Below are 17,383 nucleotides of genomic sequence, written 5' to 3'. Positions count from 1 at the left end.
CGGTTTCGCCTTACCCGGCCTGCGTTTCCGCGCTCATGCTAAAACGGGAATAAAACCGGAATTAACACCACGCATACCACCATCACCAGCACAGTGAACGGCACGCCAATCTTCACGAAGTCGCTAAATCTGTAGTTTCCTGGCCCCAGCACCAGCGTGTTAACCGGTGAAGAGACCGGCGTCATAAACGCCGCAGAGGCCGCCATCGCGACCATCATCGCGAACGGATACGGTGACACGCCCATGGATTTTGCCATCGCCAGCGCGATGGGAGCCATCAGCACCGCTGTCGCAGTATTGGAGATAAACAGCCCTATCGACGCACACATGATAAACAGGCAGACCATCATCATATACGGGCCATATCCCCCGCCGACATCCATTAGCCCTTTCACGATCAAATCCACACCGCCCGTTTTCTGCAGCGCAAGCGCAAAGGGCATCATCCCTACGATAAGAATAATGCTCGGCCAGTGAATGGCTTTATAGGCGCTTTCCGCGTCAATACAGCGGAATTTCCCCATCAGCAGGCAGGCAATAATCGCCGCGACCGGATTCGGGATCTCATCGGTGAGCATCAGCGCTACCATCAGCACCAGGCAAAAAATAGCATGCGGAGCCTGGCTATGAGCAGGAGAAGCATCGCTCTCTTCGACAGGCATGTTGAGCACCACGAAATCGCGCCCTTTCTGCCCGAGCTGGCTTATCAGCTTCCAGTTTCCCACCACCAGGAAAATATCCCCCAGCAGCAGCGGCTCATCCACCACCGCCCCTTCCATCGCCACACCGTCACGCTTTAAGCCGACCACATTCAGGCCATAGCGGGTACGGAAGCCGATTTCACGCACCGTTTTACCTAACAGTTCAGACTCCGGAATGAGCGAGACTTCAGCCATGCCCACATCCAGCGCCTGGTCGGAGAAATACTCACCGCGAAGCACCATCGGCTCCAGTAATTGTTCGCTGCAAAATTCACGCAGATCCACATCCGCCGTGGACATATCGATCAGCAGAACGTCCCGCGCGCGGAATTCGGATACCCCGTTAACGTTCACGATCACCCGACGAAAGCGACGCCAGCGCTCCACACCAATCACGTTCGCACCGTAGCGTTCACGCAACTTCAGGTCGTCCAGGCGCTGGCCAATCATTGGCGAACCGGGGCGGATTGCCAGACGGCGCGCACGCCCTGTCAGGCGGTACTCTTTAATCAAATCGCGAAATGTGCGCCGCTTCCAGCCCTCTTTGGTTTTATCCTGCTTTTCGCCCTTCAGCGCAAAGCGGGTGAGCAGCATGTAGACAACCCCCATCACCAGAATCACCAGACCAAGCGGCGTCACGCTAAAAAAGCTAAACCCCTCCAGCCCTTCGCGGATCAGCTCACTGTTGACGACCAGGTTCGGCGGCGTCGCCACCAGCGTCATCATGCCGCTGATAAGCCCGGCAAAGCTCAGGGGCATCATCAGGCGCGACGGTGAAACCTGCATCCTCATGGAGACGCTCAGCACCACAGGAATAAAGATCGCAACAACGCCCGTTGAGCTCATAAATGCGCCCAGCCCGGCAACCGTGACCATCAGGTAGATCAGCATTTTGGTTTCGCTGCTGCCCGCGACGTTAACCAGCCACGACCCCATGATGGTCGCCACGCCGGTCCGCACCAGCCCGTCGCCAATGATAAACAGAGCAGCGATCAGAATCACGTTAGGATCGCTAAACCCGGAAAAGGCTTCGGGTAGCGTGAGCGTGCCGCTCAGTACAAAGGCGACAATGACAAACAAGGCGACGGCATCCATGCGTACCTTGCCCGTCGCAAAAAGAATGATGGCGATTAAAAGCAGGCTCAGGACCCAAATCAGTTCACCGTTCACAACCTATCCTTGTCAGTGGAAAAGAGAAGGAATTCTGCCATAAAAAAGCCCCAGCAATGTGGGGCTAAATCATGGGATTACACTTTTAGCGAGACGGTTACAATGCCGTCCGGGGCCTTCGAGACGTTGATGGCAGTCAGTGTGGTAAGCACGAAATCTGCCTCGTCCAGCCGGGGCGAATCCGCCGGAACGTTGACGGCGATAACGTGGCTTCCTGCGTTCAGCCCGGCCAGCACGCCAGCCGCCGCATCTTCCACCACCACGCAGTCTGCCGGTGCGAGGCCCAGCAGTTCAGCGCCGAGTAAAAACGCATCTGGTTCAGGCTTACCGCGCGTAACGCGCTCAGCCGTGATGAATACCTCTGGCTTCGGTAAGCCTGCCGCCTTGTGGCGGGCATGAGCAACTGGAATCGAACCGGATGTAACGATCGCCCACGGGATCTGCGCTTCGTTCAGATGTTCAAGCAGTTCACGCGCGCCCGGCAGCGCGGTGATGCCGTCCGTATCGGTGGCTTCGATCTGCTCAAGGTATTTGAACTCCGCCTGAATCTCGTCCTCAGAACGTGCCGCGAGGAAGTGCCGCAATGAGGTAATGGCCTGTTTGCCATGGATGAAATTCAGTACGTCCTGATGGTCGATGCCATGCCTGTCGGCCCAATGGCACCAGGAACGCTCCACAACCGGCAGCGAATCCACCAGCGTACCGTCCAGATCAAACAGAAAACCTTTACACTGCACACGCACCTCCGTCAGGCATTAATGATTTGTTGAATTTCGTTGCTGCTTAAATGGTACTGACGTGGGCAGGAGTGCCACACGCTCAGCATGCGCTGGTATTTGTCCCACATTGGGGTCTGCGCGTTAAAGCCATGAGTGCCCGCATCAAAATGGGTATAACGCCCTTCGGTGTTCACCATAAAGCGGACATAGCTGAGATAGCGCGCTTCGGTTGCGGCATCGAAGCCCAGGAATGTCACACGGCGTTCGTCAATGGACTGCTGATCTTTCAGATTGGTCCAGGACACATGCAGCGCATGGTACATCTCCATGATGTCGATAACGATGCGACAGGTTTCTTCTTTCAGCTCGCCAAACTCGCGATCCAGCTCGCGCATTTGCAAACCAAACCCGCGTTCAACGATGGTCTGCAGGCGGCTGTAGCGCGCAGCGTTATCGGGATCAAGCATAGTCATCATCTTGTACTGGTTAGACAAAATCAGACGTTGAGCATGGGTCATTTCCATCTTTCGACTCCTGTAGCGCATTGCACTTGAAAAAAAAGACACGGTAACGGTGTGTTACTGTGCCTTCTTTTGTTAGTCGTTTCGATGATCAATCACAAGTCATCGAGGAATGTTTTATCCAGTTGCTTAAAAGCGCGCTTTAATGTGTCCGCCAGCGCCTGATAATCCGGCTTGCCTTCAACGGGTGCCAGCGCCTGTCCTGCCTCCTCCAGTTTTCCACGCACTTCATAAAACCAGTGTAAAATAGAAGGCGGAAGTGGCGTGATCGAACGTTTACCTAACCACCACAATCCCTGCATCGGCAGGCTTAACGCGAAAAGCGCCGTGGCGACGGCCGGGCCAAGCTGCCCGCCCAACGCAATTTGCCAGCAGAGGGTAAAGATGGCGACAGGGGGCATAAAGCGAATCGCATAGCGCGTGGCGCGGATAGTGCGATTCTCAATAAACATCGGCGCGAGGCGCTTTTCCATCGGCCACGTCTTTGCGTAATGCTGTCCCCGACGAAACAGACTGAAAAAATTCACGGACGGGATTTCGGGTGTCGACATGGCTGTACCTCAACTTCACATATAAAAATTAAAATTTTTGTGCAAAACCACAACAGGCTATGACAACGTTCAAAATATTTTGTCATCGCTACCCCGTATCGGGTATTCTGTGCCAGCCTGATGGGGCCTTAGACGAGAATCGTTAACTTGTCAAATTATCGCATATTATGCCATTGTCTGAAAAATGTTCAAAATGGCATAAAATCATAGGTATTTCTTCCATCATGCCAGAATGTTCGTTTGGCATGATGTTAATCATAAATGTCTGGGTCAGCATGCGTTACGCTTTTAGACTCACTGACGTTTTTTTAGCCACGTATCAATAATAGGTACTTCCATGTCGAGTAAGTTAGTACTGGTTCTGAACTGCGGTAGCTCCTCACTGAAATTCGCCATCATCGATGCGCTCAACGGTGACGAGTACCTCTCTGGTTTGGCCGAATGTTTCCATCTGCCTGAAGCACGTATCAAGTGGAAGATGGACGGCAGCAAACAAGAAGCGGCTTTAGGTGCAGGCGCCGCTCACAGTGAAGCGCTGAACTTTATCGTTAACACTATTCTGGCACAAAAACCAGAACTGTCTGCTCAGTTAACTGCGATTGGTCACCGTATCGTCCACGGCGGCGAAAAATACACCAGTTCCGTCGTGATCGACGACTCTGTGATTCAGGGTATCAAAGACTCTGCGTCCTTCGCGCCGCTGCACAACCCGGCTCACCTGATCGGTATCGCTGAAGCGCTGAAATCCTTCCCGCAACTGAAAGACAAAAACGTGGCCGTGTTCGACACCGCGTTCCACCAGACTATGCCGGAAGAGTCTTACCTGTATGCCCTGCCGTACAGCCTGTACAAAGAGCATGGCGTGCGTCGTTACGGCGCACACGGCACCAGCCACTTCTATGTGACTCAGGAAGCCGCAAAAGTGCTGAACAAGCCGGTTGAAGAAGTGAACATCATCACCTGCCATCTGGGCAACGGTGGTTCTGTTTCTGCTATCCGCAACGGTAAATGTGTTGATACTTCCATGGGTCTGACCCCACTGGAAGGTCTGGTGATGGGTACGCGTTCCGGTGACATCGACCCGGCGATCATCTTCCACCTGCACGACACCCTGGGCATGAGCGTTGATCAGATCAACAAAATGCTGACCAAAGAGTCTGGCCTGCTGGGTCTGACCGAAGTCACCAGCGACTGCCGTTACGTTGAAGACAACTACGCAGAGAAAGAAGACGCTAAACGTGCAATGGACGTTTACTGCCACCGTCTGGCGAAGTACATCGGTTCTTACACTGCACTGATGGACGGTCGTCTCGACGCGGTTATCTTCACCGGTGGTATCGGTGAGAACGCAGCAATGGTGCGTGAACTGTCCCTGGGCAAACTGGGCGTTCTGGGCTTCGAGGTTGATCACGAGCGTAACCTGGCTGCCCGCTTCGGCAAGTCTGGCTTCATCAACAAAGAAGGCACCCGCCCTGCTATCGTTATCCCAACTAACGAAGAGCTGGTCATCGCGCAAGACGCGAGCCGTCTGACTGCCTGATTCCACACCGCCAGCTTAGCTGGCGGTGCTGTTTTGTAACCCGCCCAATGGCGGCGGTAACGAAAGAGGATAAACCGTGTCCCGTACTATTATGCTGATCCCTACCGGAACCAGCGTCGGCCTGACCAGCGTCAGCCTTGGCGTGATCCGTGCTATGGAGCGCAAAGGCGTTCGTCTGAGCGTCTTTAAGCCAATCGCCCAGCCTCGTGCCGGTGGCGATGCGCCAGACCAGACCACCACCATCGTGCGCAAGAACTCCAATCTGCCAGCGGCTGAACCGCTGAAGATGAGCCACGTTGAATCTCTGCTCTCCAGCAACCAGAAAGACGTGCTGATGGAAGAGATCATCGCCAACTACCACGCAAATGCGCAAGACGCAGAAGTGGTACTGGTTGAAGGTCTGGTCCCGACCCGCAAACACCAGTTCGCTCAGTCTCTGAACTTCGAAATCGCGAAAACCCTGAACGCAGAGATCGTTTTCGTGATGTCTCAGGGCACGGATACCCCAGAGCAGCTGAAAGAGCGTATCGAACTGACGCGCAGCAGCTTCGGCGGTGCGAAAAACACCAGCATCACCGGCGTTATCGTTAACAAACTGAACGCGCCAGTGGATGAGCAAGGCCGTACTCGCCCTGACCTGTCTGAGATCTTCGACGACTCGTCTAAAGCGAAAGTGGTTAAAGTTGACCCGGCTAAACTGCAGGATTCCAGCCCGCTGCCTGTTCTGGGCGCGGTGCCGTGGAGCTTCGATCTGATTGCCACCCGTGCAATCGACATGGCGCGTCACCTGAACGCCACCGTGATCAACGAAGGCGATATCAACACCCGCCGCGTGAAATCCGTGACCTTCTGTGCGCGCAGCATTCCGCACATGCTGGAACACTTCCGCGCTGGTTCCCTGCTGGTGACCTCCGCTGATCGTCCAGACGTGCTGGTTGCAGCGTGCCTGGCGGCGATGAACGGCGTGGAAATCGGTGCCATCCTGCTGACCGGTGCTTACGAGATGGACCCACGTGTCAGCAAGCTGTGCGAACGCGCGTTCGCCACTGGCCTGCCGGTGTTCATGGTGAACACCAACACCTGGCAGACCTCCCTGAGCCTGCAGAGCTTCAACCTGGAAGTACCGGTTGATGACCACGAGCGTATCGAGAAAGTGCAGGAATACGTTGCGGGCTACATCAACGCAGACTGGATCGAGTCCCTGACCGCGACGTCCGAGCGCAGCCGTCGTCTGTCTCCTCCGGCCTTCCGTTACCAGCTGACCGAGCTGGCGCGTAAAGCAGGCAAACGTGTTGTTCTGCCAGAAGGCGACGAACCACGTACCGTTAAAGCGGCAGCTATCTGTGCAGAGCGCGGCATCGCGACCTGTGTGCTGCTGGGTAACCCGGATGAGATCACCCGTGTTGCAGCCTCTCAGGGCGTTGAATTGGGCGCGGGCATCGAAATCGTTGACCCTGAAGTGGTTCGCGAAAGCTACGTTGCCCGTCTGGTTGAGCTGCGTAAGAACAAGGGCATGACCGAAGCCGTTGCGCGTGAGCAGCTGGAAGACAACGTGGTGCTGGGTACGCTGATGCTGGAGCAGGACGAAGTTGACGGCCTGGTTTCCGGTGCCGTTCACACCACCGCGAACACCATCCGTCCGCCGCTGCAGTTGATTAAAACTGCGCCGGGTAGCTCTCTGGTTTCCTCCGTGTTCTTCATGCTGCTGCCTGAACAGGTTTACGTTTACGGCGACTGTGCGATCAACCCGGACCCAACGGCAGAGCAGCTGGCAGAAATCGCTATCCAGTCCGCAGACTCCGCGATTGCCTTCGGTATCGAACCGCGCGTGGCAATGCTCTCCTACTCCACCGGTACTTCTGGTGCAGGTAGCGATGTAGAGAAAGTGCGTGAAGCAACCCGCATCGCTCAGGAAAAACGTCCTGACCTGATGATCGACGGCCCGCTGCAATACGACGCCGCCGTTATGGCTGACGTTGCGAAATCCAAAGCGCCGAACTCGCCGGTTGCAGGTCGCGCTACCGTGTTCATCTTCCCGGATCTGAACACCGGTAACACCACCTACAAAGCGGTACAGCGTTCTGCAGACCTGATCTCCATCGGGCCTATGCTGCAAGGGATGCGCAAACCTGTGAACGACCTGTCCCGTGGCGCGCTGGTTGACGATATCGTCTACACCATCGCACTGACGGCGATCCAGTCTTCGCAGCAGCAGTAATTGTAAGGTCTTGCCGGATGGCGCTTCGCTTATCCGGCCTACAGGCCCGGTAAGCGTCAGCGCCACCGGGCAACAAAAAGGCGACCACTTAACGGTCGCCTTTTTTATTTACAGCAGCTCCCGCGCCGCCGACACAATGTCATGTGCCGTCAGGCCATACTCCTTCTGCAGGAAGTCCTGCGTACCCACCTGGCCGTAACGTTCTTTCACGCCAACCCGACGCATCGGCACCGGACAGGTTTCCACCAGCACTTCCGCCACCGCTGACCCCAGGCCGTTGTGGATACTGTGGTTTTCACAGGTCACGATGCGCCCGGTTTTCTCGGCGTAGTTTTTCACCAGCATCCGGTCGATCGGCTTCAGGGTGAACATGTCAATCACCGCCGCGCTTACCCCTTCCTGCTCCAGCTGACGCGCCGCTTCGAGTGCTTCCGCCACCATAATGCCGTTGGCAATCAGGGTAATATCACTCCCTTCGCGCAGCACGTTGCCTTTACCGATGGTAAATGTGGAGCCCGGCGCATAAATGCTCGGTGCCTGCTTACGGATGGTACGCACCCAGTAGAAGCCTTCCAGATCGATAAGCTGGCGCAGCACATCTTCAAACATCACCGCGTCGGTCACCTCCAGTACCACCGAATGCGCCAGACCGCGCACAATGCCCATATCCTCAAACGACATATGCGTGCCGCCGTTGTGACAGGCCGTAACGCCCGCATCCGAGGCAATCACCTTTACGTTGTTGCGCTGGTAGTCCAGGGACATAAACAACTGGTCGAAACAGCGGCGGCTGGCAAAAGCGGTAAAGGTATGGACGAACGGTTTGCGCCCGGTGAGCGACAATCCCGCCGCCGTGCCAATCACGTTCGCCTCCATAATGCCGCAGTTGATGACGTGCTGCGGATAATCACGCGCCACGCCGTCCATCGCCATTGAGCTCATCAGATCCGCTTCGAGAGCAATAATCTCGCTACCGGCCTCGATCTGCTTTGCCACGAAACCCGCGTAGACTTTGCGCATCTCAACGGTATCTTTTTGTCCTGCAGGTGCAACCTTAATCATGTGTAGCCTCCAGTTGGCGAATCGTCTCGTTGAGTGCCGCTTTGCTCTCCTCTGTCAAACGCAGGTGGTGTGAATTACTGAGTTGTTCCAGATACGGCACACCCTGGCCTTTAATGCTGTCGAGGATCACTACCCGCGGACGGGCATCTGCCGCAGGCACCGGCGACGTCACCTCCAGCAGCGCCGGAATGTCGTCCCCCTTCACCGTCACCACGTCAAAACCAAAGGCGCGGAATTTTCCTTCCAGGTCGAACGCGCAGATGATCTCGTCCAGTTCACCGTCGAGCTGCTGTTTGTTCCAGTCGACGAACACCGTCAGGTTGTTCAGACGATGGTGAGCAATAAACTGGAACGCTTCCCAGCACTGGCCTTCGTTCAGCTCACCGTCACCCACGATGCAAAACACCCGGTTTGGTCTTCCTGCCAGCTTGTGCGACAGCGCCATGCCGCCCGCAATGGAGATCCCCTGTCCCAGCGAGCCGGTGGTGGCATCCACGCCGCGCGTTTTCAGGCGGTCAGGATGGCTTGGCAGACGCGTGCCGTTCTGGTTGAGGGTGCTCAGCTCTTCCGTCGGGAAGTAACCTTTAATCGCCAGCGTGCTGTAAAGCGCCGGGCCTGCATGTCCTTTCGACAGTACAAAGTAATCACGCTCCGGCCAGTCCGGGTCAGCCGGGTCGATTTTCATTACTGCGCCGTACAGTACCGCCAGCGTTTCGACGACTGACATACTGCCGCCATAGTGGCCAAAGCCCAGTTGCGTCAGTGATTTCAGCGTCTCGAGGCGGATCTGGCGCGCCAGTTCGGTTATCTCATTCTCATTCATGATTTGGCTCCGGTGTTTTCCTGCGCGCTACCTCCCGCAGATTTGTTTTTAGCGAACACGTTGTACGCCACCAGCAGCGCGAACAACGCAACAACAAGGCCGGTAATGGCAAGCGGTGACAGGAAGCGCGCCAGATTGCCCAGCACAATCCCGACCGCGCCGAAGTCGGCGTCCGAGAAGGTGGTGTTAGCAAATCCAATTGCGCCAAGCACAGGCAACAGCAGAACGGGCAGGAAGGTGATCAACAGGCCATTGGCAAATGCGCCGATCATCGCCCCTCGACGGCCGCCGGTGGCGTTACCGAACACGCCCGCCGTCGCACCGGTAAAGAAATGCGGTACGACGCCTGGCAGGATCAGCACCCAACTGAACTGACCGCAGATGAACAGCCCAACCAGCCCGCCGAGGAAGCTGAACAGGAAACCAATCAGCACCGCGTTTGGCGCATACGGGTAAACCACCGGGCAGTCCAGCGCAGGGCGCGCGTTCGGCACCAGTTTTTCGGAGAAGCCGGTAAAGGCTGGGACGATTTCTGCCAGAATCAGGCGCACGCCCTGCAGGATGATGAACACGCCCGCCGCGAAGGTGATCGCCATGATAATGGCGTAAACCAGGTAGTTCTGGCCGCCGCTGAAGGTCGCTTCGACATATTCACGCCCCGCACTCACCGCCATGATCAGGTAGATAATCATCATGGTCAGGGAGATGGAGATAGAGCTGTCGCGCAGGAAGCTCAGGTTCTTCGGCAGGTTCATCTCTTCGGTTGAGCGTGAACCTTTGCCGCACTTGCTGCCGATCCAGCCAGACAGCACGTAGCCCAGCGTCCCGAAGTGGCCAAAAGCGATATCGTCGTTACCGGTAATGCGCTTCATATAACGCTGCGCAATCGCCGGGAAGAAGGCCATTACCAGACCGAGGATCAGTGAGCCCGTAAAGACCAGTCCCACGCCCTCAAAGCCCGCCACCGTCAGGATCACGCCAATCATGCACGCCATATAGAAGGTGTGATGCCCGGTCAGGAAGATGTATTTCAGGCGGGTAAAGCGGGCGACGATAATATTCGCCACCATACCGAAGGCCATAATCAACGCAGTCGAGGCACCGTATTTTTCCAGCGCAATCGAAACAATTGCTTCATTGTTTGGAATAATGCCCTGGATATTAAAGGCGTGTTCGAACATACCGCCTAACGGATTTAATGACCCCACCAGCACGGTGGCACCACCGCCAAGCACAATAAAACCGAGGATGGTTTTAATGGTGCCTTTCACCACGTCAGAAAATGCTTTTTTCTGTGCAACCAGGCCAATTAAGGCAATTAAACCCACCAGTACCGAAGGGACTTTTAAAATATCAACAACGAAATTCAGCGTTTCAAGGATAAACATATCCACCTCGCCTAATCAGGGTTAAAGTCTTTCGAACCAGGCGCGCAGTTGCGCTTCGAGTTCGTTGATGTCGATGATGTTGTTGATCACCACCAGCTGGCTTTCCGGCACGCTGGCGCTGGCCGCAATGTCTTTTGCCATCACGAACAGATCGGCCGCGCCAGGCGTGGCAGACGAGAGGTCGGAGTGTTCTACCTCAGCTTCAATCTCCAGTTTTTTAAGCACCTTTTTAATATTCATTTCGACCATAAAACTACTGCCGAGGCCAGAACCGCAAATAGCCATGATTTTCATTGTTATCCCCTTTTATGAGTAGAGTACGTCCCATCACGCCTGCGCGTAATGTTGTGGTTAATCGGATTAAATAATTAAATCAGAAGCGGTCGATAATTTTTTTTATCTCCTCCAGCGTGTTCGCCTGATGTAATTCGGCCATATCATCGTCGCTGGAAAATAACTCAGCGAGCGCGGAGATCATTTCGATATGGCTATGTTTATCCGGTGCTGCCAGCATCACAATGACATCGACGGGATCGAATTCTCCGGCATCAAAAGAGACGCCCTGTTTCAGTTTTAATAATGACAGCCCGAGTCCTTTTGCCCCCTCTTCCGGCCGCGCATGCGGCATTGCCAGCCCTGGTGCCAGCACGTAATACGGCCCTAAGGTGCGGTGCTGTTCGATGATAGCCGTAACGTATTCCGGCGAAATCACCTGCAGATCCAGCAATGGTTTTGCGCACAGTTCCAGCGCCTGGGGCCAACTCTCTACGCTATCCTGCAGGGTGATGGTTGTATCATATATCCACTTTTTGAGCATTTTACACTCCCGGCATAACGCAAAAGATGAGCAAACTTTATTCAACGCATCAATGATTGACTGCGATCAGGATCACAAAGATAGCGCTACCAATTTCTAACATTCAGAAGTGTGATAGCGCTATCAAATTAGTATCGTGGTGCGAAATCACAGCAAAAAAAGGGATTTAAGGCGTATACTGCCAATCACGTGAAGCGAAGGATGATAATAAGAACGCGTCTGGTCAGCAGGAAGGTGTATGTCTCTAACCCGAAAACGGCGCAGTACCGGCAAAGTGACACTCGCCGATGTCGCACAGCTCGCCGGTGTGGGCACGATGACTGTGTCCCGAGCACTCCGCACGCCGGAGCAAGTTTCCGATAAACTGCGTGAAAAAATTGAAGCCGCTGTGCAGGAACTGGGGTACATGCCCAACCTCGCTGCCAGCGCACTGGCATCGGCCTCTTCATGGACGATTGCTATGGTCGTACCCAATCTTTCCGAAGCCGGTTGCTCGGAAATGTTCGCGGGGTTACAGCAGATACTGCAGCCTGCCGGATATCAGATTATGCTGGCAGAATCCCAGCATCGTCTTGAACAAGAAGAGAAATTGCTGGAAACCCTGCTGGCGTCGAATATCGCCGCAGCGATTTTGCTCAGCGTTGAGCATACTGACACGGTGCGCCACTGGCTGAAAAATGCCTCCATCCCGGTGATGGAGATGGGAGCCATGCGCGCCGATCCGATTGATATGAATATCGGGATTGATAACGTCGCGGCCATGTATGAACTGACGGAGATGGTGATCCAGCGCGGCTACCAGAATATCGGCCTGCTGTGCGCCAACCAGGAGCAGTGGATTTTCCAGCAACATTTGCAGGGCTGGTACAAAGCCATGCTCCGCCACCATATGTCGCCAAACAGAGTGATAAACGCCGCCATGCCGCCGAACTTTTCTACCGGCGCGGCGCAGTTGCCGGAATTTCTGCTGGCGTGGCCGGAGCTGGATGCGCTGGTGTGCGTCTCGGACGAACTGGCCTGTGGCGCGTTGTATGAGTGCCAGCGTCGGCGCATTAAAGTGCCGGACGATCTTGCGGTGGTTGGGTTTGGCAACAGCGATGTCAGCCGCGTCTGCCAGCCGCCGCTGACGACGATGGCGGTGCCGCACCGTAAGATTGGGATTGAAGCAGGAAAAGCGTTACTGGAACGCCTGAATGACGGAGACTGGCGCGATCATAAACCTATCGCGTCCAGCCTGTGCTTACGGGAGAGTTGTTGAGGCTTATTCAGCCTCTTCTTCTTTTTCCGGTTTATTTTCCGGCTTAGCGGATTCATTTTTGGCGTTGCGGGTCATCCACAGCGCCAGCGCTTTCAGCGAGTCCGGTGTGAACTCGTCGCAACGCGCGGTAATCTCTTCCGGCGTCATCCAGCTCACTTCACTCACTTCCTCTTCCTGCAGGGCGAAAGGCCCGTGGGAAACGCAACTGAACAGTCCGCCCCAGACGCGGCAGTGCTCATCTTCGAAATAGAACTGACCGTGCTCGGCAAACGGGACTCCGGCAATGCCTAACTCTTCTTCCGCTTCACGACGCGCGGAATCCAGCAGCACTTCATCCGCCTGAACAACGCCACCTGCAGTGGCATCCAGCATACCGGGGAGAAAATCTTTGGTGTCCGTGCGGCGCTGGACCAGAATTTTGCCCATGCCATCATGCACAACGATGTACGTTGCACGGTGACGCAGACGCTCTGCACGCATTTGTTCGCGGCTGGCCTGCGCGATCACTTCATTCTCTTCGCTGACAATGTCAACCCACTCTGTACTTGCCAAATGACTCTGCTCCACCATCGGGAAACCTTCTCGTCTAAGCGCTCTTTCGGCGCGTTTGCAGTTGAGGTGTAACTTACGGATTAATCACTACCTGCGCAATAACTTGCTGATCATTAAGTGCGATAACGCTTAAGGTATTCTCATCAAGCATGCCGTAGCTTGCCGGATATCCGCCTTTCGGGATACTGACCGAGCCGGGATTATAGTGATAAATCTCGCCGCGTTTTTCTGCCACCGGAATATGAGTATGACCGTAAACCAGGACATCGCCAGCAGCCAGCGCTGGAAGGTTATCCGGGCTAAAAAGATGACCATGAGTTAAAAACAGACGGCATTTTTCCAGCAATACCTGTTGCCAGGGGGCGGTTATCGGGAAATGGAGCAGCATCTGGTCCACCTCGCTGTCGCAGTTGCCGCGAACGGCGATAATGCGTGAGGCAGACTGATTGAGTTTTTCCGCCACCTGCGCGGGCGCGTAGCCTTCCGGCAAGGCATTTCGTGGGCCATGATTTAACACATCCCCCAGTATCACCAGCCACTGCGCCCCGCTTTGAGCAAAAAGAGAAAGAACACGCTCGGTAGCGGGCAGCGATCCATGGATATCCGACGCAAACATCAGTTTCATCAGTCACTCCTCGGGAAAACAGACTGCCCTTATCATACCTGAAGCGTCCGCGCTTATCAGCCCGCGCGCTTAGCTGAGAGTGCCACATAACGCTGCACCGACGCGCGTTGCCACTGGAAGGTGGCATAATCCACCAGCAACGGCGGTACGGCATCGCCATTAAGGATAAGGCGGTTTAGCATCAATGCCAGATCGGCGTCAGCAATACACCACTCGCCAAACAGGTTCGGGTTCCCGTGTGCCAGCAATGCTGAAGCAGTTTCAATCAGCTTCTGAGCACTCGCCAGACCCTCTTCACTCAGGGCTGGTTTTTTGATCCCTGCAAAAACGACATCGGTAGAGCGTTCAACGCGAATCGGCACCAGATCGCTGCGCAGCCATGCCTGGATCTGACGCGCGCGCGCACGTTTTTGCAGATCGTGAGGGTAGATGCGTTCCCACTCTGGCGGGGCAAAGCGATCTTCAAGATACTCATCGATCGCCGAGGATTCGCTCAGCTCAAAACCGTCAATTTCCAGCACCGGCACACGTCGGGTCAGGGCATAGCCCTGCCATTGGGGTTTCAAATGTTCGCCGTTGTCCAGGTCAACGGTTTTCAGGGCAAATGAAAGCCCTTTTTCGGCCAGCGCCACATAAGCGCTCATAACATAGGGTGAAAAGAAGTTCGCATCGGACCATAACGTGATAGCTGGCTGGCTCATAACATCCTCTTCGGCTGATCGGTTTTCACTCAACATATAATCTCTTTGCCTCGCTGTCACTTGATGAAAACTCACGATTTACAACAAGCACCTATACTGATTTTTCATGGCATCACTATTTGCACTGACAGGAGTTGCGAATGATAGACCTCTATTATGCCCCTACCCCTAACGGCCATAAGATCACTCTCTTTCTGGAAGAGGCTGAACTGGAGTACCGGATTATTCGCGTGGATATCAGTAAAGGCGATCAGTTCAGACCTGTTTTTCTGGCCATTTCGCCTAACAATAAAATTCCGGCCATTATCGATAACCTCCCCGCTGATGGCGGCAAACCGCTCAGCCTGTTTGAATCCGGTGAGATTTTGCTCTACCTGGCAGAGAAAACCGGCAAATTGTTAAGTGGAGAACTGCGGGAGCGCCACCACACGCTGCAATGGTTATTCTGGCAGTCGAGTGGTCTCGGTCCTATGCTGGGGCAAAATCACCATTTCACCGGCTATGCGCCTCAGCCGATCCCTTACGCTATCGAACGTTTTCAGGTGGAGACGCAGCGGCTTTACGGCGTGCTGAACCGGCGTCTGGAGAAGTCTCCGTGGCTCGGAGGAGAACATTACAGCATTGCCGATATTGCCTGCTGGCCTTGGGTGAATACCCACGAACGTCACCGTATCGATTTAGCCGCTTACCCGGCGGTAAACAACTGGTTTGAGCGTATTCGCACCCGTCCGGCTACCGAACGCGCCATGCAAAAAATCCAGGAGATTTAAGCCTGCGTCCGGTTGGGCGCACGTGATGCTCTCATGTATTATGAGGAGGAAATACTGACACGGAGAAGACCTGCAATGTCGCAGCATGACGCTATTATTCATATAAAAAACTTACGCTTACGCACGTTCATTGGTATCAAAGACGAAGAGATCGCCAACCGTCAGGATATCGTTATTAATGTGGTGATCCACTACCCGGCAGACAAGGCGCGCGCCAGTGAGGATATCAATGACGCGCTGAACTATCGCACCATTACCAAAAGCATCATCCAGTACGTTGAGAACAACCGTTTCTCTTTACTGGAAAAATTAACTCAGGATGTGCTCGATATCGCACGCGAACATCACTGGGTCACATATGCTGAAGTAGAGATCGATAAACTTCACGCCCTGCGTTACGCCGACTCCGTCTCCATGACGTTAAGCTGGCAGCGCCAGGCGTAAACCTGGAGGTTGTATGAAGATTCTGCTGACCGGCGGTACGGGCCTGATCGGACGCCATCTCATTCCTCGCCTGCAAGAACTCCATCACGATATCACCGTGGTCACGCGCAGCCCGGAGAAAGCCCGACAGGTGCTGGGAACCGGCGTTGATATCTGGAAAGGGCTGGCGGATCGGCAGAATCTGGACGGCTTCGACGCCGTTATCAACCTTGCAGGCGAACCGATCGCCGATAAGCGCTGGACCGAAGAGCAAAAGCAGCGTTTGTGCAGCAGCCGGTGGAACATCACCGAGAAGCTGGTTGAGCTTATCCGCAACAGCCAGACGCCGCCGTCGGTACTGATTTCAGGCTCGGCTGCGGGCTATTACGGCGATCTCGGCGAAGTGGTGGTAACGGAAGAAGAGCCACCGCACAACGAATTTACCCATAAACTCTGCGCCCAGTGGGAGCGCATCGCCTGTGCCGCGCAGAGCGACATCACCCGCGTCTGCCTGCTGCGAACCGGCGTCGTGCTCGCGCCGAAAGGCGGTATTCTGGCGAAAATGCTTCCTCCCTTTAAGCTCGGTCTCGGTGGCCCAATCGGCAATGGTCGTCAGTATCTGGCCTGGATTCATATCGAAGATATGGTGAACGGTATTATCTGGCTGCTGGATAACGATCTTCGCGGGCCGTTTAATATGGTCTCCCCTTACCCGGTGCGTAATGAGCAGTTCGCCCATGCGTTGGGGCATGCCCTGCATCGTCCGGCGGTGCTGCGTGTGCCGGCCACCGCAATTCGGCTGTTAATGGGGGAATCGTCGGTGCTGGTGCTGGGTGGCCAGCGCGCGCTACCGAAAAGATTAGAAGCATCCGGGTTTGCGTTCCGCTGGTATGACTTAGAAGAGGCGCTGGGGGATGTGGTGCGGTGAATATGTTACAGTCATACGCCATGTCCCGATGAAATGGCGTAATGATGGCAACAATCACCACTCCCCGGCTTCACCTCACTCCATTTGAACCCTCTGACTGGGCGTTTTTCCGCTCGCTGCGCGAAAACCGCGACATCATGCGCTATATGGCCGCGATTGCTCCCGAAAAAGAGACCCGACGCGTGTTTGCCGCACGACTAATGGCGGAGCATGTCTTCGTGATCCGCTTTCGGGATGACGATACGCCGCTCGGCGATATCGGCCTGCAAATCAGCCCCGAAAACCGCGAAGAGGCGGATATCGGCTACACGGTTGTGCCCGCGGCGCAGGGGAAAGGTATTGCCAGCGAGGCGCTGCGTGCGGTGTGCGATTACGCGTTTAACCAGACGGGCGTGAAGGCGATTAACGCCTATGTGCTGGCGGATAACGGCGGGTCGGTGCGGGTGCTGGAGAAAGCGGGATTTGTGCGTACGCAGGTGCTGGAAAAGGCGTATGAAATTGACGGCGTGCGCTATGACGACTGGGTGTATCGGCTGGAGTGCGGTGCGGCCTGAATGCCGGGCGGCACTGCGTTTGCCCGGCCTACGGTTTTGCAGGCCCGGTAAGCGAAGCGCCA

At 55.2% G+C, this 17,383-nt stretch carries 19 protein-coding genes; 7 read left to right on the top strand and 12 right to left on the bottom strand.

The window, feature by feature from the left end:
• Positions 1-38: 38 nt before the first annotated feature.
• The 4 genes from ABGB15_RS07200 to yfbV form a co-directional block, all read right to left on the bottom strand.
• A complete protein-coding gene (locus tag ABGB15_RS07200) occupies positions 39-1,871 on the bottom strand; it encodes an SLC13 family permease (RefSeq protein WP_215723817.1) in 1,833 nt (610 codons plus the stop codon).
• Positions 1,872-1,948: 77 nt separating this feature from the next.
• Complete coding sequence (locus ABGB15_RS07195; RefSeq protein ID WP_215723816.1) at positions 1,949-2,608, bottom strand: sugar phosphatase; 660 nt, start codon at positions 2,606-2,608, stop codon at positions 1,949-1,951.
• An 11-nt stretch (positions 2,609-2,619) separates the two neighbouring features.
• On the bottom strand, positions 2,620-3,114 hold the full coding sequence (locus ABGB15_RS07190) for a YfbU family protein (protein ID WP_152081712.1): 495 nt from the start codon (positions 3,112-3,114) through the stop codon (positions 2,620-2,622).
• 92 nt (positions 3,115-3,206) lie between these two features.
• Positions 3,207-3,662, bottom strand: a complete 456-nt coding sequence (gene yfbV, locus ABGB15_RS07185) for a terminus macrodomain insulation protein YfbV (protein ID WP_061097539.1) — start codon at positions 3,660-3,662, stop codon at positions 3,207-3,209.
• Positions 3,663-3,999: 337 nt separating this feature from the next.
• Between yfbV and ackA the strand changes: the two genes are divergently transcribed.
• Together ackA and pta are read left to right on the top strand one after the other, a co-directional pair.
• Complete coding sequence (ackA, locus tag ABGB15_RS07180) at positions 4,000-5,202, top strand: acetate kinase (RefSeq protein WP_152081713.1); 1,203 nt, start codon at positions 4,000-4,002, stop codon at positions 5,200-5,202.
• A 76-nt stretch (positions 5,203-5,278) separates the two neighbouring features.
• Complete coding sequence (pta, locus tag ABGB15_RS07175) at positions 5,279-7,420, top strand: phosphate acetyltransferase (protein ID WP_152081714.1); 2,142 nt, start codon at positions 5,279-5,281, stop codon at positions 7,418-7,420.
• A 108-nt stretch (positions 7,421-7,528) separates the two neighbouring features.
• Here the strand turns inward: pta and ABGB15_RS07170 are convergent, their stop codons facing one another.
• From ABGB15_RS07170 to ABGB15_RS07150, 5 genes are all read right to left on the bottom strand, one after another.
• Complete coding sequence (locus ABGB15_RS07170) at positions 7,529-8,482, bottom strand: transketolase family protein (protein ID WP_152081715.1); 954 nt, start codon at positions 8,480-8,482, stop codon at positions 7,529-7,531.
• The gene (locus ABGB15_RS07165) at positions 8,475-9,305 is read right to left on the bottom strand and encodes a transketolase (RefSeq protein ID WP_215723815.1); all 831 of its coding nucleotides are present in this window, start codon (positions 9,303-9,305) and stop codon (positions 8,475-8,477) included. The genes ABGB15_RS07170 and ABGB15_RS07165 overlap by 8 nt, the downstream gene beginning before the upstream one ends.
• Complete coding sequence (locus ABGB15_RS07160; RefSeq protein ID WP_152081717.1) at positions 9,302-10,693, bottom strand: PTS ascorbate transporter subunit IIC; 1,392 nt, start codon at positions 10,691-10,693, stop codon at positions 9,302-9,304. The genes ABGB15_RS07165 and ABGB15_RS07160 overlap by 4 nt, the downstream gene beginning before the upstream one ends.
• Before the next feature lie 21 nt (positions 10,694-10,714).
• A complete protein-coding gene (locus tag ABGB15_RS07155; RefSeq protein WP_121425262.1) occupies positions 10,715-10,987 on the bottom strand; it encodes a PTS sugar transporter subunit IIB in 273 nt (90 codons plus the stop codon).
• A 79-nt stretch (positions 10,988-11,066) separates the two neighbouring features.
• Positions 11,067-11,510, bottom strand: coding sequence for a PTS sugar transporter subunit IIA (locus ABGB15_RS07150; protein WP_215723814.1), 444 nt, complete (start codon positions 11,508-11,510; stop codon positions 11,067-11,069).
• A 238-nt stretch (positions 11,511-11,748) separates the two neighbouring features.
• Between ABGB15_RS07150 and ABGB15_RS07145 the strand changes: the two genes are divergently transcribed.
• Positions 11,749-12,768 (top strand): LacI family DNA-binding transcriptional regulator, encoded by a 1,020-nt coding sequence (locus ABGB15_RS07145; protein ID WP_152081719.1) that lies wholly within the window; start codon positions 11,749-11,751, stop codon positions 12,766-12,768.
• 3 nt (positions 12,769-12,771) lie between these two features.
• Here the strand turns inward: ABGB15_RS07145 and yfcD are convergent, their stop codons facing one another.
• Genes yfcD through yfcF form a run of 3 tightly spaced genes read right to left on the bottom strand, consistent with a single transcriptional unit; the run spans position 12,772 to position 14,646 of the window.
• Positions 12,772-13,338 (bottom strand): NUDIX hydrolase YfcD, encoded by a 567-nt coding sequence (gene yfcD, locus ABGB15_RS07140; RefSeq protein ID WP_152081720.1) that lies wholly within the window; start codon positions 13,336-13,338, stop codon positions 12,772-12,774.
• A 55-nt stretch (positions 13,339-13,393) separates the two neighbouring features.
• Complete coding sequence (gene yfcE / locus ABGB15_RS07135; RefSeq protein ID WP_152081721.1) at positions 13,394-13,945, bottom strand: phosphodiesterase; 552 nt, start codon at positions 13,943-13,945, stop codon at positions 13,394-13,396.
• Positions 13,946-14,001: 56 nt separating this feature from the next.
• Positions 14,002-14,646 carry a glutathione transferase gene (gene yfcF / locus ABGB15_RS07130; protein ID WP_152081722.1) on the bottom strand — a complete coding sequence of 215 codons (645 nt, stop codon included), beginning with the start codon at positions 14,644-14,646 and terminating at the stop codon, positions 14,002-14,004.
• A gap of 140 nt (positions 14,647-14,786) precedes the next feature.
• Here yfcF and yfcG point away from each other — a divergent pair, with 140 nt between their 5' ends.
• From yfcG to ABGB15_RS07110, 4 genes are all read left to right on the top strand, one after another.
• On the top strand, positions 14,787-15,416 hold the full coding sequence (gene yfcG, locus ABGB15_RS07125) for a GSH-dependent disulfide bond oxidoreductase (protein ID WP_215723813.1): 630 nt from the start codon (positions 14,787-14,789) through the stop codon (positions 15,414-15,416).
• 75 nt (positions 15,417-15,491) lie between these two features.
• Positions 15,492-15,860 (top strand): dihydroneopterin triphosphate 2'-epimerase, encoded by a 369-nt coding sequence (folX, locus tag ABGB15_RS07120; RefSeq protein ID WP_215723812.1) that lies wholly within the window; start codon positions 15,492-15,494, stop codon positions 15,858-15,860.
• A 13-nt stretch (positions 15,861-15,873) separates the two neighbouring features.
• Positions 15,874-16,767: a TIGR01777 family oxidoreductase gene (locus tag ABGB15_RS07115; protein ID WP_215723811.1), complete on the top strand. Its 894-nt coding sequence runs from the start codon at positions 15,874-15,876 to the stop codon at positions 16,765-16,767.
• A 44-nt stretch (positions 16,768-16,811) separates the two neighbouring features.
• Positions 16,812-17,321: a GNAT family N-acetyltransferase gene (locus ABGB15_RS07110; RefSeq protein WP_215723821.1), complete on the top strand. Its 510-nt coding sequence runs from the start codon at positions 16,812-16,814 to the stop codon at positions 17,319-17,321.
• Positions 17,322-17,383: the final 62 nt, after the last annotated feature.

The organism is Enterobacter sp. MALB-1, assembly GCF_041021625.1.
GTDB lineage: Bacteria > Pseudomonadota > Gammaproteobacteria > Enterobacterales > Enterobacteriaceae > Enterobacter > Enterobacter oligotrophicus.
The sequence above is the reverse complement of the archived record's forward strand: the minus strand, read 5'-3'. Positions and strand labels throughout refer to the sequence as shown.